This window comes from Pseudomonas sp. PARCl1 (assembly GCF_947311875.1).
In the GTDB taxonomy this organism is placed as follows: Bacteria; Pseudomonadota; Gammaproteobacteria; order Pseudomonadales; family Pseudomonadaceae; genus Aquipseudomonas; species Aquipseudomonas juntendi.
Genome location: NZ_CAMZMX010000013.1, coordinates 78,587 through 97,807 on the forward strand (window position 1 = coordinate 78,587; position 19,221 = coordinate 97,807).

Consider the following 19,221-nt stretch of genomic DNA (forward strand, 5'->3'; position numbering starts at 1 on the left):
TCTCCAGCTCATTCGTCCACACGGACTTCTCGGAACATGCCCATTTCCATGTGGAACAGTAGGTGACAGTGATAGGCCCAACGTCCCAAGGCATCTGCGGTGACGCGATAGCTTCGTTTTGAGCCAGGTGGCATGTCGATGGTGTGCTTGCGAACCATGAAGTTGCCGTTCTCGTCCTCCAGATCACTCCACATACCGTGGAGATGGATGGGGTGAGTCATCATGGTGTCGTTGACCAAGGTGATGCGAAGACGCTCGCCATATTTCAACCGCAGCGGTTCAGCATCAGAGAATTTGATACCGTCGAACGACCACGCGAACTTCTCCATGTGGCCGGTAAGGTGCAGTTCGATTGTGCGTCCAGGCTCTCGACCATCGGGATCGATGAAGGTGCTCCGCAAATCGGCGTAGGTCAGCACTCGGCGCCCGTTGTTGCGCAGGCCAATTCCCGGATCGTTCAGCTTCGGGGTCGGCGACATGGTCTGCATATCGACCAACGGGTTGTTTGTCTCGGAAGCCGGATGGCTCTGCATTGCACCGCTCATGCCGGCCATGCCCTCATGACTCATCCCAGCCATCGTGCTGTGATCCATGCCGGCCATGTTGCTATGGTCCATTCCAGCCATCTTGCTGTGGTCCATGCCGGCCATGCTGCTATGGTCCATTCCAGCCATCTTGCTGTGGTCCATGCCGGCCATGCTGCCATGGTCCATCCCAGCCATCTTGCTGTGATCCATCCCGGCCATGTTCCCCTGGTCCATGCCAGCCATGCCGCCGTGATCCATTCCGCCCATGCTGCCGTGGTCCATGCCCATATCGCTCATGGCGATGATCGGGCGTGGATCTACCTCCGGCACGGGCGCTTGCAAGCCTTCACGAACTGCCAGGGTGCCTCGGGAGTACCCGGTACGGTCCATGGATTGCGCGAAGATTGTATAGGCCTGCTCGTTTTCAGGTTCGACGATGACATCGTAGGTTTCGGCAACGGCGATCCGGAACTCATCGACCGATACGGGTTTGACGTACTGGCCGTCGGCAGCCACAACCGTCATCTTGAGCCCAGGAATCCGGACATCGAAATAGGTCATGGCCGAGCCGTTGATAAAGCGCAGGCGGATCTTCTCGCCGGGCTTGAAGATACCCGTCCAGTTGCCGTTCGGAGCCTGGCCGTTCATGAGGTAGGTGTAGGTATACCCGCTCACGTCAGCGAGGTCGGTGGGGCTCATCTTCATTTCAGCCCACATCTTCCGATCCGCTACAGCGGCCGACCAGCCTTTCTCGCTCACATCGTCAACGAAGTCGCTAACAGTGCGCTTGTGGAAGTTGTAGTAGTCAGATTGCTTCTTGAGTTTGGAGAGCACCCGCGCCGGGTCTTCATCCGTCCAATCGCTGAGCATGACGACGTAATCACGGTCGTACACAAACGGCTCCGGATCCTTGGCATCGATCACCAACGCCCCATAGACCCCGGACTGTTCCTGGAAGCCTGAGTGGCTGTGATACCAGTAGGTGCCGTTCTGGTGGACCTTGAACTTGTATTCGTACATGCCATCGGGAGCGATGCCGTGGAAGCTCAAGCCCGGCACACCGTCCATGTTGGCGGGCAGGATGATGCCGTGCCAGTGAATGGAGGTGTCTTGTTTCAGCCGGTTGCGTACGCGCAGTGTCACGGTGTCGCCTTCGCGCCATCGCAGGATCGGCCCTGGCACCGAACCGTTGATGGCCATGGCCGTGCGAGCTGCACCCGTGATATTGACGGGGAGTTCGCCGATATACAGATCGAAGTCCGTGCCGCTCAGCACGTTCGGTTGGCCAGGGCTGGTCACGGCCCAGACCGGCGCGCGCCACATGCCGAGCCCACCCAGAAGTCCGGTAGCGGCCAGGCCTTTGACGAAAGATCGTCTCGTGGTTTTGCTTTGCATGCCGTTGCGTCCAGTCAGGTAGATCGCTGATATCCAGGCTGCTCGATGGGGCAGCCCTTGGGTTCATTGGAGCTCTCACCAGTCTCGTAGACTTTCGTCACTGCGCGAGGCTGATGAGAGGCCGTAGTCTGAAACTGCCATAGTTCAGATTCCGGGGTGATTACATTTCTGTAAGCTGGGATCAGCAGCTTTCGTGGCCGGCATGCTTGCTGGACTGGGCGGCAACTGGCGCCTGCTCTTTCTTCTCCTGCGCAACTTGGAATGCCTGCATGGAGCTTTGGCGAGCCGCTTCCATCCGCGCAAAGGTCCGGTCCGCGCCGCCCTCTGCCAGGGCGATGCCTGCCATGCCGAAGGTAACGACCATCACAATTGCTTTGACCATGTTCATCTGGAGATCCTCAGTGGGTTCTGCGCCTCATGGCGTCAGGTACAGGGTCAAGTTAGCTTCGCGGTGCTGTCAGAAAACTGATCTCGACATTACTTTTCCGTCAGCTTCTGGTTGGGCGTCTTTTTTCCTGCAAACTGGAGATGCACCCCGCGTGGATGAGAGCAGATGAAATTACTCGTAGCCGAAGATGAGCCAAAAACCGGTGTCTACCTCCAGCAAGGTCTGACAGAAGCTGGCTTCACCGTTGACCGGGTGATGACAGGCACTGACGCCCTGCAACAGGCACAGAGCGAAGCGTATGACTTGCTGATACTCGACGTGATGATGCCGGGGCTCGATGGCTGGGATGTCCTGCGCAAGATCCGTGCGGCGGGTCAGGATGTGCCGGTTCTTTTCTTGACGGCCCGAGACGGCGTAGACGACCGCGTGAAAGGTTTGGAACTGGGCGCTGATGACTACCTGGTGAAGCCCTTTGCGTTCTCGGAGCTGCTGGCTCGGGTTCGCACGTTGTTGCGCAGAGGCAACGGTGGTGCTGCTCAAACCACCATGAAGATGGCAGACCTTGAGGTAGACCTGCTCAAGCGTCGAGCTACGCGAAACGGCAAGCGGATCGACCTTACCGCAAAGGAGTTTTCCCTGCTGGAGCTGCTCATGCGCCGACGCGGCGAGGTGCTCCCCAAGTCGCTGATCGCTTCTCAGGTCTGGGACATGAACTTCGACAGTGACACCAACGTGATTGAGGTAGCGATTCGCCGACTGCGGGCCAAAATAGATGACGACTTCGCGCCAAAGCTCATCCATACCGCCCGAGGCATGGGCTACATGATGGATGTGCCCGAGTGATGCGCCCGCAATCATCGCTCGTCAAGCGACTGACCCTGATGTTCATGTTCGCAGTGACTGCTGTCCTGGTGGTTGCCGGGGTGGCTTTCTACGGGCTCAGCCAGCACCATTTCCGGATGCTGGATGAGCAGGCGCTTTCCGAAAAGCTGGAGTCAACGCGTCATATCCTGTCCATCTCAGCAGCGCGAGGCGGGCTCCACGATCAGGAGCAGCAGCTGCGGGCATTGCTCGGCGCACATCAGGATTTGTCGGCGAAAATCACCAAGGCTGACGGTACGGTCCTGTTTTCAGACCCCAAAGCCTCCCAAATTCCCCAGCGGTTCGAGCAGGCGCACCGGGGTGCGGTCTGGGAATGGCAGGATGAATCGCAGAACTTTCGCGGCATTACCGCCCAGCTGACCATTGCAGGCGAGCCGGAACCGGTGACGGCCGTGCTGATGCTCGATGTCACCACTCACGCCCATTTCTTTGTCACCCTGCAATGGTGGTTCGGAATTGGCCTGGTGATCAGCGCGATTGTAAGCGCAGGCTTGGGTTGGGTCGTGGCCAAGAGTGGGCTTCGGCCTGTTGGGCAAATCACCAAAGTGGCCACCGGGATGTCGGCAAGATCGCTCCGCGAGCGCATTCCCCTGGAGCCCGTGCCGCTAGAGCTTCAGGAGCTCATCCTGTCTTTCAACGGGATGCTGGGACGGTTGGAGGATGCATTCGTTCGGTTGTCCAACTTCTCTGCCGATATCGCTCACGAGTTGAGAACGCCAGTCAGCAACCTTCTGACCCATACTGAAGTGGTGCTCACCAAGAAGCGTGACCTGGATGCCTATGAGGAGAACCTCTATTCGAACCTGGAAGACCTCAAGCGTATGTCGCGCATGATCGACGACATGCTGTTCCTCGCCAAGGCGGATAACGGTCTGATCGTCCCTGAGCAGATTGATGTGGAGCTCTCCGACCTCGTTTCCAAGCTGTTCGAGTACTACCAGTTCCTGGCTGAGGATCAAGGCATCCAGCTGACCCTACACGGGCAGGGTAAGGTTCGTGGCGATCGCCTGATGATTGACCGAGCGCTTTCCAACCTTCTATCCAACGCGTTGCGCTACACCCCGGAAGGTAACGAGATATCAGTGCGAATCGAGCAGACGCCTGAAAGCGTGACGCTTTCCGTGCGTAACAGCGGGGTAATCATCGATTCCCAGCACATTGGCAAGATCTTCGACCGATTCTATCGAGCCGATCCAGCCAGGCGCGAAGGCGGCCCAAGCAATGCAGGCCTGGGTCTGTCGATAACCCGCTCTATCATCGAGGCTCATAGCGGACGAATCTGGTGTACTTCAGCGGAGGGTGTCACAACCTTCTTCATCAGTCTCCCAGCCTCTAAGCGGTGGGTTAGTGCAGCCCCAACCCCTTAATGCTGAACTCATCCCGGTAATCTATACTCGCCCATCATGAATCGGTTCATTCGACTGCTCACCATCCTGATGCTTATCGTGGCGCTTCCGCTTAACGGGATGGCGGGCATCGATTCGGCGACTGAACCTTGCCCAATGCAGACCATGGGCATGGAAATGATGGCGGGTATGGATCATGACTGCTGCCAGGACCAAGACCTGGGCAAGGCCGGCGATCACGCCAAATCCTGCAAGGTCGGCCAGGAGTGCAGGACTGCTAGCACAGTGCAGCTCAGCTTCCTGACGCCTGGGCTGACCTTTGCCAAGCCACGACCTGCCGATACCTACGCGGTAGGCATAGCGACAGGCTCTCCCCCCGATCCATGGCGGCCTCCCCGCGTCTGATTCCCTCTTAATTTCACACCGTCGTTCCGCCTAGCAGCGGGGCGATGGCACGCGCCTGGGCGCTGATCTTTCGAGGAATCATTTTCATGACTCCCCAACGTTTTCAGGGACGGATAACCACGGCCGTCCTGTTCATACTGCTGCCGGCTGTCTCGGCACAGGCTGCAACGCTGTCGCTGGATGAGGCGCTGCAACTGGCTGAACGCAACGCTCCCTCTCTACAGGCCCGCCAGGAGCAGGCATCAGCTGCGCGCAGCGCAGTCATTCCAGCGGGCGAACTACCCGATCCGCGCCTGAATCTCGGGGTACAGAACCTGCCGATTGAAGGCACCGACCGCTGGAGCATGAACAGAGACTTCATGACCATGCAGGTGGTTGGCCTGTCCCAAGAAGTACCGAACCGGGACAAACGCAAAGCTCGCATAGAGACAGCGCAGGCCACGGTCGAGCGAGCCGATGCCGAGGCGCTGTTCGAACGGCTGAAAGTTCGGGCGGCAACCGCACAGGCTTGGGTGGCTGCATACACCGTGCAGCGAAAGCTTGAACAGTTCGACGCCTTCTACAAAGAAAACCAGCTGCTGGCTTCCACGGTGCGGGCCAGCCTGGCCGGAGGCGCAGGCTCAACGGCCGATACGTTGGCTCCCAAACAGGAATTGGCACAGTTGGACGAGCAGAAAGACGTTCTGTTGAGTCAGTCAGCTCAGGCGCGAGCCGCGCTGAAGCGCTGGATTGGGCAGGACGCCGAAGTTGGCGCGCCGACGTTCCCTGTCTGGCCTGTAGATGCAGCTGAATACTTGCACTCCGTCCATGCCCATCCGGAGCTCAATACCTACAACGCCATGACACGCGAGGCTCAAGCCCAGGTACACCAGGCTCAGGCGGAAAAGAAATCGGATTGGTCCTGGGGGGTGGATTATCAGCGCCGTGGTCCGGACTTCAGCAACATGGTCAGCCTGCAAGTCAGCTTCCAGTTGCCGTTGTTCACCAGCTCCCGGCAAGACCCAATGATTGCGGCACGACGCGCACAAGTTCGCCAATTGGAAAATGAGCAGGACGCTGCCCTGCGCGAGCATCAAGCTCAGCTTGAAACAGACCTTGCCGAGTACCAACGCTTGCAACGGGCTGTACGGCGCAGTCGCGAAACACTTTTGTCCCTGGCCGAGGACCGGGTACGCCTCGCTCTGGCGGACTACCGCGCCGGTAATTCGCCGTTGAGTGAAGTGCTGTCGGCACGCCGGCAGCGTGTGGAAGCGCTGCTACAGGATGTGGACCTGCAAGGACAGTTGGCGGCAACAGCAGCGCGTCTGCATTTCGTTTATGGAGAGGTGCGGGCATGAGGAATAGGTCGATTGGTTTGCTCGTGGCTGCTGCCCTTGCTATTGGGATAGGCGCGGGCTTCTGGCTAGGTGGAAGAGGTGCGTATTCCTCATCCCAGCCAGTAGGTGAGGAAAAAAAAGCGCTGTACTGGTATGACCCGATGTATCCCCAGCAGCACTTCCCGGCGCCCGGAAAATCGCCGTTCATGGACATGCCGCTCGTGCCCAAGTATTCGGATGACACGGCTGGCGAGGAGCAGCCTGCGGTTCAGGTCTCGGCTGGGCTCCAGCAAAACCTTGGGATTCGATTGGCGACGGTGACGGCTGGCCGGCTAGAACGGACCCTGAGTGTGAGCGGCGTTCTAACGTTCGACGAACGCGACTTCAGCGTATTGCAGGCCCGGACTGGCGGCTACGTCGAGCGCGTCTATGGTCGAGCGACGGGCGACATCGTTGCCAAAGGGGCTCCTCTAGCCGATGTGCTAACCCCGGAGTGGGCTGGTTTGCAGGAGGAATACCTGGCGCTGCGGCATTCCGGCGACACGCAGCTGACGGCGGCGGCACGACAGCGGCTTGTGCTCGCCGGCATGCCGGCCGACCTGATCAACCGGGTCGCGAGCACTGGGAAGGTGCAGCTCTCGGTCACACTCTCCGCACCCACGGCCGGAGTCATCCAGGTTCTCGATTTGCGACCCGGAATGACGTTGACGCCGGGGGCTACCTTGGCGAAGATCAATGGAGTGGCCAACGTCTGGCTGGAAGCGGCTGTGCCGGAAGCCCAGGCTCAAGGTCTTCGCGAAGGCCAGCCTGTGCGGGCGCAATTGCCAGCGTTCCCAGGCGATCCCATACCGGGCAAGTTGACCGCGTTGCTCGCCGATGCCGATTTGCAGAGCCGCACGTTGCGCCTGCGTATCGAGTTGCCCAACCCGGATGGACGGCTTCGTCCTGGGATGACCGCTCAAGTGGCTCTCCATCCCGGCGAGTCTTCCGAGCAAAGCCTCTTGGTGCCTGCCGAGGCGGTCATCCGCACCGGCAAGCGAGACCTGTTGATGCTGGCTGAAGACGGTGGTCGCTTCCGGCCGGTGGAAGTCGTGTTGGGCCAGGAGAGCAGAGGGAAAGTTGCGGTGTTGCAGGGCCTTCAGCCAGGACAGCGCATCGTCGCGTCCGGGCAATTCCTGTTGGACTCCGACGCTAATTTGAAAGGCATCGAGGCGGCGACGGCGCAGGATAGTCAGCCTAATGCGGGGCCAGCCCTGCATGAAGCGGATGGCCGTGTCGTGCAGATAGACGGCACCCAGCTCACCGTTGCCCACGGTCCTTTCATCACCCTGGGCATGCCAGGGATGACCATGACCTTTCCTGTGGTTGATCAGTCTCTCCTTGATGGCCTCAAGGTCGGTGCGCAGATTCGCTTTGGCATACGCGAACGCGACGAGGGCATGGTAGTTGAGCAGATCAACGTGGTGGAGGGCCAACCATGATTGCCAAACTGATCCGCTGGTCGGTAGGCAACCGTGTGCTGGTGCTCCTCGCCACGCTGTTTCTGGTGGCATGGGGCTTCGTCTCGGTGCGTAGCCTGCCAATCGACGCCTTGCCCGACCTGTCGGACGTGCAGGTGATCATCCGCACGTCCTACCCAGGCCAGGCTCCCCAAATCGTTGAGAATCAGGTGACCTATCCGCTGACCACAACCATGCTCTCGGTTCCGGGGGCCAAAACGGTACGCGGTTTCTCCGCCTTCGGTGACAGCTTCGTCTACGTGCTGTTCGAGGACGGCACCGATCTGTATTGGGCGCGCTCACGGGTGCTTGAGTACCTGAGCCAGGCGCAATCGCGATTACCTGAGGCAGCCAAGCCGGTACTGGGCCCGGATGCCACCGGAGTGGGCTGGATTTATCAGTATGCGTTGGTCGATCGCAACGGCGGCCATGACCTGTCGCAACTGCGCAGCCTGCAGGACTGGTTCCTGCGCTATGAGCTCAAGACCCTGCCGGATGTCGCTGAGGTAGCCACCATCGGCGGTATGGTCAAGCAGTACCAAGTCGTCCTCGATCCGCTGCGCATGGCCAGCCTCGGTATCACCCAGGCTGAGGTGGTTGAGGCTATAGGCAAGGCCAACCAGGAGACCGGTGGCGGTGTACTGGAGCAGGGCGAAGCGGAGTTCATGGTACGTGCGGCCGGCTACCTGCGATCGCTGGATGATTTCAGAGCGATACCGCTGCGACTGGCTACCAAGGGCGTGCCGGTGACATTAGGCGACGTCGCTACGGTGCAGATAGGTCCGGAAGCCCGCAGAGGCATAGGCGAACTGGACGGCCTCGGCGAAGCCGTAGGAGGGGTGGTGATCCTGCGCAGCGGGAAGAATGCTCGTGAGGCCATCGGGCACGTCAAGGCCAAGCTAGAAACCCTGAAGAAAGGCCTGCCAGCCGGGGTGGAGCTTGTCACCGTCTACGACCGCAGCCAGTTGATCGACCGTGCCGTGGAGAACCTCAGTCACAAGCTGATCGAGGAATTCGTAGTAGTGGCGTTGGTATGCGCAGCGTTTCTCTGGCACCTGCGCTCGTCGTTGGTGGCTATCGTGTCGCTTCCCGTGGGAATCTTGATTGCGCTGATTGTCATGCGTCATCAGGGTATCAATGCCAACATCATGTCCCTTGGCGGAATCGCTATTGCCATCGGTGCAATGGTGGACGCTGCCGTGGTCATGATCGAGAACGCCCACAAACGTGTTGAGGCTTGGCATGCCCGGCATCCTGGTCAACCCTTGCGAGGCGAAGCGCATTGGAGGGTAATGACAGAGGCGGCCGTCGAGGTAGGACCGGCACTATTCTTCAGCCTGATGATCATCACGCTATCGTTCATCCCGGTGTTCACGCTGCAAGCCCAGGAAGGGCGTCTCTTCGCACCCCTGGCCTTTACCAAGACCTACGCAATGGCAGCGGCGGCTGCGCTATCGGTGACCCTGATTCCGGTGCTGATGGGGTACTGGATCAGAGGGCCACTGCCTGCGGAACAGCGCAACCCGCTCAACCGGGGCCTCATCCGGCTGTACCGTCCGGCATTAGAGGTCGTCCTGCGCCGGCCTCTGGTTACCCTCGCTGGAGCATTGCTCATCCTGCTCAGCAGTCTGTGGCCCTTGAATCATCTTGGGGGCGAGTTCCTTCCTCCGCTCGATGAAGGTGATCTGCTTTACATGCCTTCAGCCTTGCCTGGACTCTCGGCGCAGAAAGCTTCAGAGCTGTTGCAGCGAACGGATCGTCTGATTCGAACTGTTCCCGAGGTGGCCAGTGTCTTTGGTAAAGCCGGCCGCGCCGAGTCCGCTACCGACCCGGCACCGCTGGAGATGTTCGAGACCATCGTTCGGCTCAAGCCCAAGAGTGAGTGGCGTCCAGGAATGACCACGGAGAAGCTCATCGAGGAGCTTGATCGCACTGTGCGTGTGCCTGGGCTGACCAACATCTGGATCCCGCCCATCCGCAACCGCATCGATATGCTGGCCACCGGTATCAAGAGCCCAATAGGCGTCAAGGTGGCCGGCAGCGACCTAGACCAGATAGACCGGGCTACCCTCGCTGTGGAGCGGGCAGCGAAAAAGGTTCCTGGAGTGACTTCGGCGCTGGCGGAGCGTTTGACTGGTGGCCGCTACATTGATCTGGATATCGATCGCCATGCCGCTGCCCGTTACGGTCTGAACATCACCGACGTACAGGCCCTCGTGGCTGGCGCCATTGGTGGCGAAACCATTGGAGAAACGGTTGAAGGCTTGGCCCGCTATCCCATCAGCGTGCGCTATCCACGCGAATGGCGTGATTCCGTGGAGGCGTTGCGTCAGCTGCCGATCTACACCTCGCAGGGCGGTCAGCTGACGCTCGGCAGCGTGGCCCGCATACGTATCGCTGATGGCCCGCCCATGCTTAAGAGCGAGAATGCTCGCCCCTCGGGTTGGGTGTACATCGATGTGCGCGGCCGGGATCTATCGTCTGTTGTGGCAGACCTTCGTCAGGCGATCAACAGCGAGGTGAAGCTCGATCCAGGCATGAGCTTGAGCTACTCCGGCCAGTTCGAATACCTGGAGCGGGCGAATGCCCGTCTGGCCTGGGTGGTGCCGGCGACGCTGGCCATCATCTTCGTGCTGCTCTACCTGACCTTTGGGCGCCTCGGTGAGGCGTTGCTCATCATGGGCACACTACCGTTCGCGCTGACCGGAGGCGTTTGGCTGCTGTACCTGCTGGGCTACAACCTGTCGGTGGCCACAGGCGTTGGTTTCATTGCCCTGGCCGGCGTAGCGGCGGAGTTCGGAGTGATCATGCTCATCTACCTGAATAACGCTTGGGCTGAGCGTCAAGCCAAAGGCGAAACCACACGAACAGCGCTGCTCGACGCGATCCGTGAGGGCGCGGTGCAACGCATCAGGCCCAAGGCAATGACTGTGGCGGTCATCGTTGCAGGCTTGCTGCCCATCCTCTGGAGCAGCGGTACCGGCAGCGAGGTCATGAGCCGCATCGCGGTTCCCATGGTGGGCGGCATGCTCACCGCCCCCTTGCTTTCCCTTTTTGTAATCCCTGCGGCGTACTGGCTGATCCGTCGCCGCGAACTTGCTGTAACTACCCCCAACCTCTCAGGAGAAATCCAATGAAAAAGCTAATTGTCATCGCAGGCCTGGTCACCGCTTTTGCCACCAGTGTGCATGCCCAGGACATGGATGGTATGGACATGAAGAAAATGCCAGCCTCCGCCGAGGGGGGCCAAGGGAGCCAGGCGGCTCCCACTGCGCATGCTGAGGGGACAATAAAGGCGCTGGATCTTCAAAGCGGGAAAATCACCTTAGCGCACGGCCCGGTAGCAGAGCTCAAATGGCCGGCGATGACCATGGGCTTCCAATCTGAGCCTGCACAGCTGAAGGGCTTGAACGTAGGCGACAAGGTGAAATTTGGGTTCCGCATGGAGGGAAGCTCCGCGAAAATCGTGAGCATCCAGAAGCAGTGATTGAAAAGCCTTGAATGATCGGGCACGCCTTCATACTGAGATGATTCGGACAAGCTTACAGAAATGTAATCAATCTTCAGGAACCCCTCAGGTCGAACGCTACATACCGTCATGAGACGGTGCACTGGCATCACATCGACCCGATACCGGAGATATGATCATGAACAGTAGCTTTGATGAATGCATCTCGGAATGCCTGCGCTGTGCGCTGGCCTGTGAAGGCTGCGCGTCAGCCTGCCTGCAAGAGCAGGACGTAAAAATGATGGCTGACTGCATCAAGTTGGACAGGGATTGCGCAGATATGTGCAGGCTGGCGGCTACCTTGATGGCACGAGAAAGCATGCTCGCCAAGGAATTTTGTGCGTTGTGCGCCAGGATTTGCCGCGCCTGCGGGGAGGAGTGCAGTAAGCACACGGCAGACCACTGTCAGCATTGCGCACAAGCCTGTTTGGCCTGCGCACAATCCTGCGAAGCAATGGCTGCCTAATTAATTTCGACCGACCGTCGTTCTTTTGCAAAGTACTTAGGGAAGACCTCGGTCGGTCGATCACAAGCCCCCTGGCGGCCGATCAGCTGGCGCTACTGGTGATCAGCTGACTTCAAGAATTAACCTGTGCTTCGGTCAGTTTTGACCCCTGCAGTTAATTCCGGCAGTGCGATATTCAAGGATTTTCAGCTCTCCTGTTGAGTCCTCGTAATTCATCTGTGCCGGCATCACGTCGCAGCTGCCGTTGGTCGAAGTCCTGCTGATGACTCTCGCCACGTCCAGCTTCATTCCATAGCGATAATGGATCACCTCAGGTGGCTTTTTTCCATTGGCCGCTGCGTATGCACGCATAGCCTGCTCATTCGCCTGAATCATTTTTCCGTGCAAACGATCAGAACCTCCTTCGGAAAAAGCGGATGAGGAGGCGATTAAGAGAAGTAGGCCGGCGATGCATTTGGCTTTGATCATTTCAATTACTCCATGAAAACATGACTGCAGCCTAAGGCCCGGTAGCTGTCATCCATGTGATCCAGGCATTACATCTTTGTAAGGCTGTGCTGGGTTGACAGCGCTATTCCCTCATAGACAGTTTGCGGGTGCCTAAGGTAAAGCCGACACGGGACAGAGCTTTTCAAACTCTGCGGAGTTGGAAATCACCCTAGGGGCTAGGGATCGCTCTCTGCGCTCATATCCCCGAGCCTCGAATAAATCGGGCGCAATTGTGGTCCGCAGAGGCTTTAAGCCCCGTCGGCTTCGGCTATGCGTTCAAGTGCTCTAAGCAGCAAGGTACCGACCCCGGATCCTCTTTCCCAGGATCCACAACCAGCGAACGAATTAGACGAGCCTGGCCATCCTTCGATGCCCCATATCCCAGTTCCGTTTCTCCACGGTGAAAGGAATAGAACATGCGGTCGTGCTGCAGAAGGTCCGGGGTAGGCAAGCCGGCTGCGGAAAGATACTCATCCAACCCCTGGATCTGATCGGCACCAAGCAATCGGAGAGACATCTCAGGGTGGTTCATCGTGGACTCGATGGGAAGGGAATCAATATCCGGATAAGGGCGCGAACCCTGGATTTTGCCTCCTACTGTGACTCGGTCATCTGGTCAGTGAATTAATATCTGCTTTACCGTATATCTGAATGGTCATATATTCGAGCCTCCAGATATGAGCCGCCCGTGCTGCGTTCCCCAGGAGGTCAAATGCGGGAAACCCTAACCCCCCCCATCGTTTTTAAATGTCTCGCTGACGAAACACGAGCCCGGATGACCTTGCTGATCGCCAGTGAAGGCGAGCTATGCGTATGTGAGTTGACCTGCGCACTCGACCTCAGCCAGCCGAAGATTTCTCGGCATCTTGCTCAATTGCGAGAAGCCGGAATCCTCATGGACCGGCGGCAGGGACAATGGGTGTATTACCGCCTCAATCCGTCCTTGCCAGAATGGGTGCAGATGATGCTCAAGAGTGTTGTCGATGCAAACGCCCAGTGGCTAAGCGCCGATGCTGTGCGCCTTGCTGAAATGGGCGAGCGTCCACAAAGCCCTGCTGCTTGTGCTTGATTTTCACTTCGCTGACTGAGTTGAGCCATGTTCATCGCATTTTTGATTTTTCTCGCAACGATCGTTCTGGTGATCTGGCAGCCAAAGGGTCTGGGGGTGGGCTGGAGCGCTGGTCTAGGGGCGGTCGTGGCGCTACTGGCGGGCGTAGTGAATCTGTCTGATATCCCAGTGGTGTGGCAGATAGTATGGAACGCCACCGCAACGTTTATCGCTGTCATCATCATCAGCCTTTTGCTGGATGAGGCGGGTTTCTTCGAATGGGCAGCGTTGCATGTGGCCCGCTGGGGCAACGGCAGTACCCGCAAGCTGTTCGCTTTCATCATTCTCCTGGGAGCAGCAGTGTCGGCGTTATTCGCCAATGATGGCGCAGCGCTGATCCTGACGCCGATCGTTATCGCCATGCTGCTTGCCCTGCGTTTTTCCCCGGCGGCGACGTTGGCATTTGTCATGGCAGCAGGTTTTATCGCCGATACCGCGAGCCTGCCGCTGGTGGTGTCCAACCTGGTGAACATCGTTTCCGCCGACTACTTTGGCATCGGTTTCAGCGAGTACGCCTCGATCATGGTGCCGGTGAACCTGGTCAGTATCGCCGCCACGCTGGGAATGCTGCTGTGGTTCTTCCGCAAGGACCTGCCGCGAACCTATGAACTCGACCAACTGAAGGCTCCCGAAGCCGCTATCCGCGACAAGGCGACGTTCGTTGCCGGCTGGTGGGTGCTTGCGCTGTTGCTGGTCGGCTTCTTCGCCATCGAGCCGCTGGGCGTTCCGATCAGCGCCATCGCTGCTGCCTGTGCGCTGATCCTCTACCTGATCGCTGCGCATGGGCACGTGATCTCAACCCGCAAGGTGCTCAAGGACGCGCCTTGGCAGGTCGTGGTGTTCTCGCTTGGCATGTACCTGGTGGTCTATGGCCTGCGTAATGCCGGCCTCACCGACTACCTGACGCAGATCCTCAATGTCTTCACCGGCTACGGGGTCTGGGGCGCATCCCTCGGGACGGGGCTGCTCGCCGCTGGCCTGTCGTCGGTCATGAACAACATGCCCACTGTACTGGTAGGAGCTTTGTCGATCCATTCCGCCGAGGCCACTGGCATCGTGCGTGAGGCCATGATCTACGCCAACGTCATCGGCTGTGACCTCGGTCCGAAAATCACCCCAATCGGCAGCCTGGCCACCTTGCTGTGGCTGCACGTGCTGGCCCGCAAAAACATCGTTATCACCTGGGGTTACTACTTCCGCACCGGTATCGTCCTGACGCTGCCGATCCTGCTTGCCACCTTGGCCGCATTGGCCATACGCCTGAGCTTTTGAACCGGAGATATCTGATGAAAGTCTTGTTCATGTGCACCCACAACAGCTGCCGCAGCATCCTGTCCGAGGCGCTGTTCAATCATCTGGCCCCCGAGGGTATGGAAGCTGTGAGCTCGGGTAGCTTCCCAAGCGGCAAGGTCAATGAGCGGGCGCTGAAGACCTTGGAAGCCGCCGGTATCCCCACCGCTGGTCTTTCAAGCAAGGCCTCGGATGTCTTCGAGAGCTCTCCTCCCGACATAGTCGTCACCGTGTGCGATCGAGCTGCCGGCGAAGCCTGCCCGATCTTCTTCGGTCCATCGCTCAAAGCCCACTGGGGCCTGGCCGACCCTTCGGCGGTTACCGGCAGTGAGGCGGAAATCGAACAAGCCTTCCAGACCACACTTGCGAAGATCGATGAGCGCGTGCGCGCTTTCATTGCGCTGCCCTTCTCGCAACTGAGCCAGGACGAACTGAAAGCCGAACTTGCTCGCATCGGCGCGCTGTAGGCCCTGGATCAATGGAGACTGAAATGAACGACCACCTGCCAAATATCCAGCCAGAACTGATCGATCTGCCGTCGCTGGAGCGTCTGGAGCCGAAGGATCCCTCCACGCATAAACCACGCATCCTGCTGCTGTACGGATCGACCCGCGAACGCTCATTCAGCCGCTTGATGGTCCAGGAAGCTGCGCGCCTGCTGGAAGAGTTCGGCGCCGAAACCCGTATCTTCGACCCTTCCGGCCTGCCGCTCCCGGATGACGCTCCGGACTCCCACGAGAAGGTGCTGGAACTCCGCGAGCTGATGCAATGGTCCGAGGGCCAGGTGTGGTGCTCGCCCGAGCGTCACGGTTCTATGAGCGCAGTCTTTAAGGCGCAGATCGACTGGGTACCTTTGGCCATGGGCGCCGTACGTCCGACCCAGGGCAAGACATTAGCGGTGATGCAGGTTTGTGGTGGCTCGCAGTCGTTCAACGTGGTGAACCAATTGCGCGTGCTGGGCCGTTGGATGCGCATGTTCACTATCCCTAACCAGTCGTCGGTTCCAAAAGCCTTCCTGGAGTTCGATGATGCCGGGCGCATGAAACCTTCTTCCTTCTATGACCGGCTGGTTGATGTGATGGAAGAACTGACCAAGTTCACGCTGCTATTGCGCGACCGCCAGGATTACCTGGTGGATCGCTACTCCGAGCGCAAGGAGTCGGCGGAAGAGCTGTCCAAGCGAGTCAATCTGCGGTCCATTTGAGGTCATGAGCATGTCACATCCCTACTCGATGAAATCGCTGCCCCATGCCCCAGGAGCGCTAATTTTCACACCCTGCCCGGGCACCCAGGCCAGCGATCTTGCTGAAAGCCTGAAGACGCTGAAGCAGGCTGGCGCCGTGGCGCTGGTTACCCTGATGTCGGATACAGAGCTTCAGGAAAACGGCGTTGGTGAGCTTGGCGTCGCGGCCAGGCAGTATGGGTTGGAGTGGTACCAGTTGCCGATCGAGGATGATCAGGCTCCTGATCAAACCTTCGAGGCTCGGTTGGGGGAGATTCGCCACCAGTTAGACGATTTGCTCGCTTCCAACAAGGCCCTGGCCATCCACTGCAAGGGCGGCTCCGGTCGCACCGGGCTGTTCGCTGCCCGTCTGCTGATCGAATCCGGAATGCCGCGTCGCGAGGCGATCGCTTGGGTGCAGGAGCTTCGCCCACGGGCGATTCAGAAGCCTGCGCACATCAACTACATCAACCAATTCGGCGAAGACTGAGCGCTCCAGCCAGACAGGAGAGACCATGGCCACCGACGGCGAACTACTCGATGTCATCGTGATTGGCGGCGGGCAGTCCGCGCTTACGGTGGCCTATTTTCTCAAGCGGGCCAAGTTGTCGTTTCTGCTGCTCGACGCCGAAGAGGCTGCGGGCGGGGCGTGGCGCCATGGCTGGGACTCGCTGACGCTATTCTCACCCTCAGCATGGAGCTCGATCGCGGGCTGGCCGATGCCGCTAGTCACCGAAGGTAATCCCGATAGGGATCACGTGGTCAGCTATCTGGAGCAGTACGAGGCGCGCTACGGGTTTCCTATCGTTCGCCCCGTCAGCGTTACGGCGGTGGAGCGAACCGGGCGTGGCCTTCGTGTTCGCTCGAAGGACCGCGACTGGGAAGCCCGTGCCGTCATCAGCGCAACGGGGACTTGGAGCAAACCCTATGTTCCGGTTTATCCGGGGATAGAGCTGTACGGGGGGCAGCAAATTCACTCCGCCCATTATCAGTCACCAGAGGCTTTCCAAGGAAAGCGCGTGCTGGTCGTTGGTGGTGGCAACTCGGGGGCGCAAATCTATGCGGAGCTGTCCGAGGTCGCCGACGCAACGTGGGTAACCACGGAGGAGCCGGCGTTTCTGCCTGATGATGTCGATGGCCGGGTGCTGTTCGAGCGGGCTACCGAGCGCCTCAAGGCTCAACAGGAGGGCCGTGTTATCAACGTACCGGTCGGCGGGCTTGGCGATATAGTCATGGTGCCCCCGGTGGTCCGGGCCCGCGAGCGAGGAGCCCTACGGTCTGTAAGGCCTTTTGTCTCATTCACGCCTGACGGGGTCGTCTGGCCCAATGGTGAGAAAACCCAGGTCGATGCGGTGATCTGGTGTACCGGTTTCCGGCCGGCTCTGGATCACTTGCGGGACTTGGACGTGCTGGATGACAGCGGTAAGGTCGAGGTTGACGGGTCGCGCTCTATTCGCGAGCCGCGCCTCTGGCTGGTCGGATATGGCGACTGGACCGCCCTGGCCTCGGCGACGCTGATCGGCGTCACCCGTACCGCGCGCAGCACCGTAAACGAAGTAGTGGAATACCTGAACAGCTTGGAGCAGCCGGATGCATAGCGGAATCGAGATTCGTATTGCTGGTCCAGAAGACGCTGCAGCCATACAGGCTATCTACGCTCCGATTGTGCTCCACACTGCCATCTCGTTTGAAGAGGTAGCGCCGAGCGCGGAAGAAATGCGCCAGCGTATCGAGACGACGCTTCATACCTATCCATATTTTGTGGCTGTGCAGCAAGGTCGGGTGGTCGGTTATGCCTATGCTAGCCAGCATCGAGCGCGAGCGGCATATCGGTGGGCGGTAGATGTGACCGTCTACGTTGCAGAGGGGCAGCGTCGGAGTGGGATTGGCCGGCAGCTTTATGACGTTCTCCTGCCGGTTCTGAAGCAGCTAGGATATCGTTCTGCATACGCGGGTATTTCTTTACCGAACGAAGGAAGCGTGGGTCTCCATGAGCGACTCGGCTTTCAGCACATCGGTACGTTTTCGCAGGTCGGGTTCAAACTCGGTGCGTGGCATGACGTGGGATATTGGCGGTTTGATTTCGGTGGCGAGGGTTGTCGGCCTGAGGCTCCTACAAGCTTCTTATCCCAAATCCCGATGCCGCGTTAGAACATGAGGTCCATTTTGAAGGGTCCATTTGAGCGGCCGCTGAGCGTTTCGTCACCAGGGCTTGAATCTGAGCTAGCGTGTTGCGAAGACACGTCGGCGGCCTAGAAGACTCGATGGAACCATCAGAGATATGATCCTGCGATCACAACTCGAAGGTGGCCTCTATGCCATACCCCGTAAAGCCATGGGCAGAAATAGCTCAGCATTATCAGCGCGGTACCATCTTGTTGGGCAACGGCGCGAGTATCGCTGTGTCGCAGAGTTTTGCGTACCGCTCACTGCTAGAACATGTCAGGGAAAATGAGCTGCTCCAGAACGACGTGGCGCGTCTGTTCGAGTTTTTTGAGACAGAAGATTTTGAGCTAATTCTGCGGGTCGTCTGGCAAGCATCCAACGTCAACAAATCGTTGGAGATCCCAGATCAGCGTACCCACGAAGCCTACGTGCGCGTCCGGGATTGCCTGATCCAGGCAGTGCGGGATGTTCACCCTGAATATCACCAGATCACCGATCATCTGCCGAACATGTACCGGTATCTGAAGGAGTTCGACACGGTCTTGTCGCTAAACTATGACCTGCTGGTTTACTGGACGGTGGCCTATGGTCTCAACATCCCGGACGGCCATATGTTCAAAGACTGCTTCGTCGATGGCGGGGTATTCGATGACGACTGGCGTCGATTCCGGAAGCTGTACAAGGAGCGAGTGAATACGTTGGTGTTCTACCCCCATGGCAGCTTAGCTTTATGCCGCAACAACATAGAGGAAGAGTTCAAGATCCGCGCATTGGGCGGCGGCTTGCTGGAAGCCATTCTTCAGGAGTGGAAAAACGAGCGTGTGGTACCGCTGTTTGTCAGTGAAGGAACCATGCGTCAGAAGGTAGCTTCGATTCAAAATAGCTACTACCTGTCGACTGTCTATCGAGAGGTGCTTACGGCGCCCCGGAAGACACTGACACTGTTCGGTTGGGGCTTGGGGGAGCACGACAGGCATTTGCTCAAGCGAATGAAGGGGACGGGCATTGAGCGCGTAGCCGTCTCAGTCTTTCGGGGATATCAGCCTTATTGCAACATGGCTTACCAAATCATTCAGGATGACCTGGGGCCAGTTGACGTCGATTTCTTCGACAGTGAGAGCCCGGGCTGCTGGGTTCAACCCGAATAGCGGGCAGGACATCCACTCCTGAAATCTCAGAGGTGGCTGTAAGGCCCGTCATTACTGGGCTAGACA

At 58.7% G+C, this 19,221-nt stretch carries 18 protein-coding genes; 15 read left to right on the forward strand and 3 right to left on the reverse strand.

Features of this window, described 5'->3' with window-relative positions; translation table 11 throughout:
- Nucleotides 1-8: 8 nt before the first annotated feature.
- A complete protein-coding gene (locus QME24_RS09945; RefSeq protein WP_060519772.1) occupies nt 9-1,922 on the reverse strand; it encodes a copper resistance system multicopper oxidase in 1,914 nt (637 codons plus the stop codon).
- A gap of 181 nt (nt 1,923-2,103) precedes the next feature.
- Nucleotides 2,104-2,310 (reverse strand): co-regulatory protein PtrA N-terminal domain-containing protein, encoded by a 207-nt coding sequence (locus QME24_RS09950; RefSeq protein WP_060519770.1) that lies wholly within the window; start codon nt 2,308-2,310, stop codon nt 2,104-2,106.
- A gap of 165 nt (nt 2,311-2,475) precedes the next feature.
- Here QME24_RS09950 and QME24_RS09955 point away from each other — a divergent pair, with 165 nt between their 5' ends.
- The 7 genes from QME24_RS09955 to QME24_RS09990 all read left to right on the forward strand — a co-directional run bounded on the left by QME24_RS09955 (nt 2,476) and on the right by QME24_RS09990 (nt 11,732).
- Nucleotides 2,476-3,153, forward strand: coding sequence for a heavy metal response regulator transcription factor (locus QME24_RS09955; RefSeq protein WP_060519766.1), 678 nt, complete (start codon nt 2,476-2,478; stop codon nt 3,151-3,153).
- A complete protein-coding gene (locus tag QME24_RS09960) occupies nt 3,153-4,559 on the forward strand; it encodes a heavy metal sensor histidine kinase (protein ID WP_060519764.1) in 1,407 nt (468 codons plus the stop codon). The genes QME24_RS09955 and QME24_RS09960 overlap by 1 nt, the downstream gene beginning before the upstream one ends.
- Nucleotides 4,560-5,029: 470 nt before the next feature.
- Nucleotides 5,030-6,280: a TolC family protein gene (locus QME24_RS09970; protein ID WP_280091158.1), complete on the forward strand. Its 1,251-nt coding sequence runs from the start codon at nt 5,030-5,032 to the stop codon at nt 6,278-6,280.
- Complete coding sequence (locus tag QME24_RS09975; protein ID WP_060519759.1) at nt 6,277-7,740, forward strand: efflux RND transporter periplasmic adaptor subunit; 1,464 nt, start codon at nt 6,277-6,279, stop codon at nt 7,738-7,740. The genes QME24_RS09970 and QME24_RS09975 overlap by 4 nt, the downstream gene beginning before the upstream one ends.
- Nucleotides 7,737-10,895: an efflux RND transporter permease subunit gene (locus QME24_RS09980; RefSeq protein WP_060519757.1), complete on the forward strand. Its 3,159-nt coding sequence runs from the start codon at nt 7,737-7,739 to the stop codon at nt 10,893-10,895. Before QME24_RS09975 ends, QME24_RS09980 begins: the two co-directional genes overlap by 4 nt.
- Entirely contained in the window at nt 10,892-11,245 is a 354-nt protein-coding gene (locus QME24_RS09985; protein WP_060519755.1) for a copper-binding protein, read from the forward strand. The genes QME24_RS09980 and QME24_RS09985 overlap by 4 nt, the downstream gene beginning before the upstream one ends.
- A 160-nt stretch (nt 11,246-11,405) precedes the next feature.
- Complete coding sequence (locus tag QME24_RS09990) at nt 11,406-11,732, forward strand: four-helix bundle copper-binding protein (RefSeq protein WP_101195988.1); 327 nt, start codon at nt 11,406-11,408, stop codon at nt 11,730-11,732.
- A 135-nt stretch (nt 11,733-11,867) separates the two neighbouring features.
- Here the strand turns inward: QME24_RS09990 and QME24_RS09995 are convergent, their stop codons facing one another.
- Complete coding sequence (locus tag QME24_RS09995) at nt 11,868-12,200, reverse strand: DUF2790 domain-containing protein (protein WP_039614978.1); 333 nt, start codon at nt 12,198-12,200, stop codon at nt 11,868-11,870.
- A 733-nt stretch (nt 12,201-12,933) separates the two neighbouring features.
- Here QME24_RS09995 and QME24_RS10000 point away from each other — a divergent pair.
- The 8 genes from QME24_RS10000 (at nt 12,934) to QME24_RS10035 (ending at nt 19,155) form a co-directional block, all read left to right on the forward strand.
- A complete protein-coding gene (locus QME24_RS10000) occupies nt 12,934-13,290 on the forward strand; it encodes a metalloregulator ArsR/SmtB family transcription factor (RefSeq protein WP_060519748.1) in 357 nt (118 codons plus the stop codon).
- A 27-nt stretch (nt 13,291-13,317) separates the two neighbouring features.
- Nucleotides 13,318-14,601, forward strand: a complete 1,284-nt coding sequence (locus QME24_RS10005) for an arsenic transporter (RefSeq protein WP_060519746.1) — start codon at nt 13,318-13,320, stop codon at nt 14,599-14,601.
- A gap of 14 nt (nt 14,602-14,615) precedes the next feature.
- Complete coding sequence (locus tag QME24_RS10010) at nt 14,616-15,086, forward strand: arsenate reductase ArsC (RefSeq protein WP_031314387.1); 471 nt, start codon at nt 14,616-14,618, stop codon at nt 15,084-15,086.
- Between the two features lie 23 nt (nt 15,087-15,109).
- Nucleotides 15,110-15,823: an arsenical resistance protein ArsH gene (gene arsH, locus QME24_RS10015; protein WP_060519744.1), complete on the forward strand. Its 714-nt coding sequence runs from the start codon at nt 15,110-15,112 to the stop codon at nt 15,821-15,823.
- 4 nt (nt 15,824-15,827) lie between these two features.
- Complete coding sequence (locus QME24_RS10020) at nt 15,828-16,331, forward strand: cyclin-dependent kinase inhibitor 3 family protein (RefSeq protein WP_082422063.1); 504 nt, start codon at nt 15,828-15,830, stop codon at nt 16,329-16,331.
- 25 nt (nt 16,332-16,356) lie between these two features.
- Nucleotides 16,357-17,439, forward strand: a complete 1,083-nt coding sequence (locus QME24_RS10025) for an ArsO family NAD(P)H-dependent flavin-containing monooxygenase (RefSeq protein ID WP_101195987.1) — start codon at nt 16,357-16,359, stop codon at nt 17,437-17,439.
- A complete protein-coding gene (locus tag QME24_RS10030; RefSeq protein WP_060519738.1) occupies nt 17,432-17,992 on the forward strand; it encodes an arsinothricin resistance N-acetyltransferase ArsN1 family B in 561 nt (186 codons plus the stop codon). The genes QME24_RS10025 and QME24_RS10030 overlap by 8 nt, the downstream gene beginning before the upstream one ends.
- A gap of 164 nt (nt 17,993-18,156) precedes the next feature.
- On the forward strand, nt 18,157-19,155 hold the full coding sequence (locus tag QME24_RS10035) for a DUF4917 family protein (protein WP_060519736.1): 999 nt from the start codon (nt 18,157-18,159) through the stop codon (nt 19,153-19,155).
- Nucleotides 19,156-19,221: the final 66 nt, after the last annotated feature.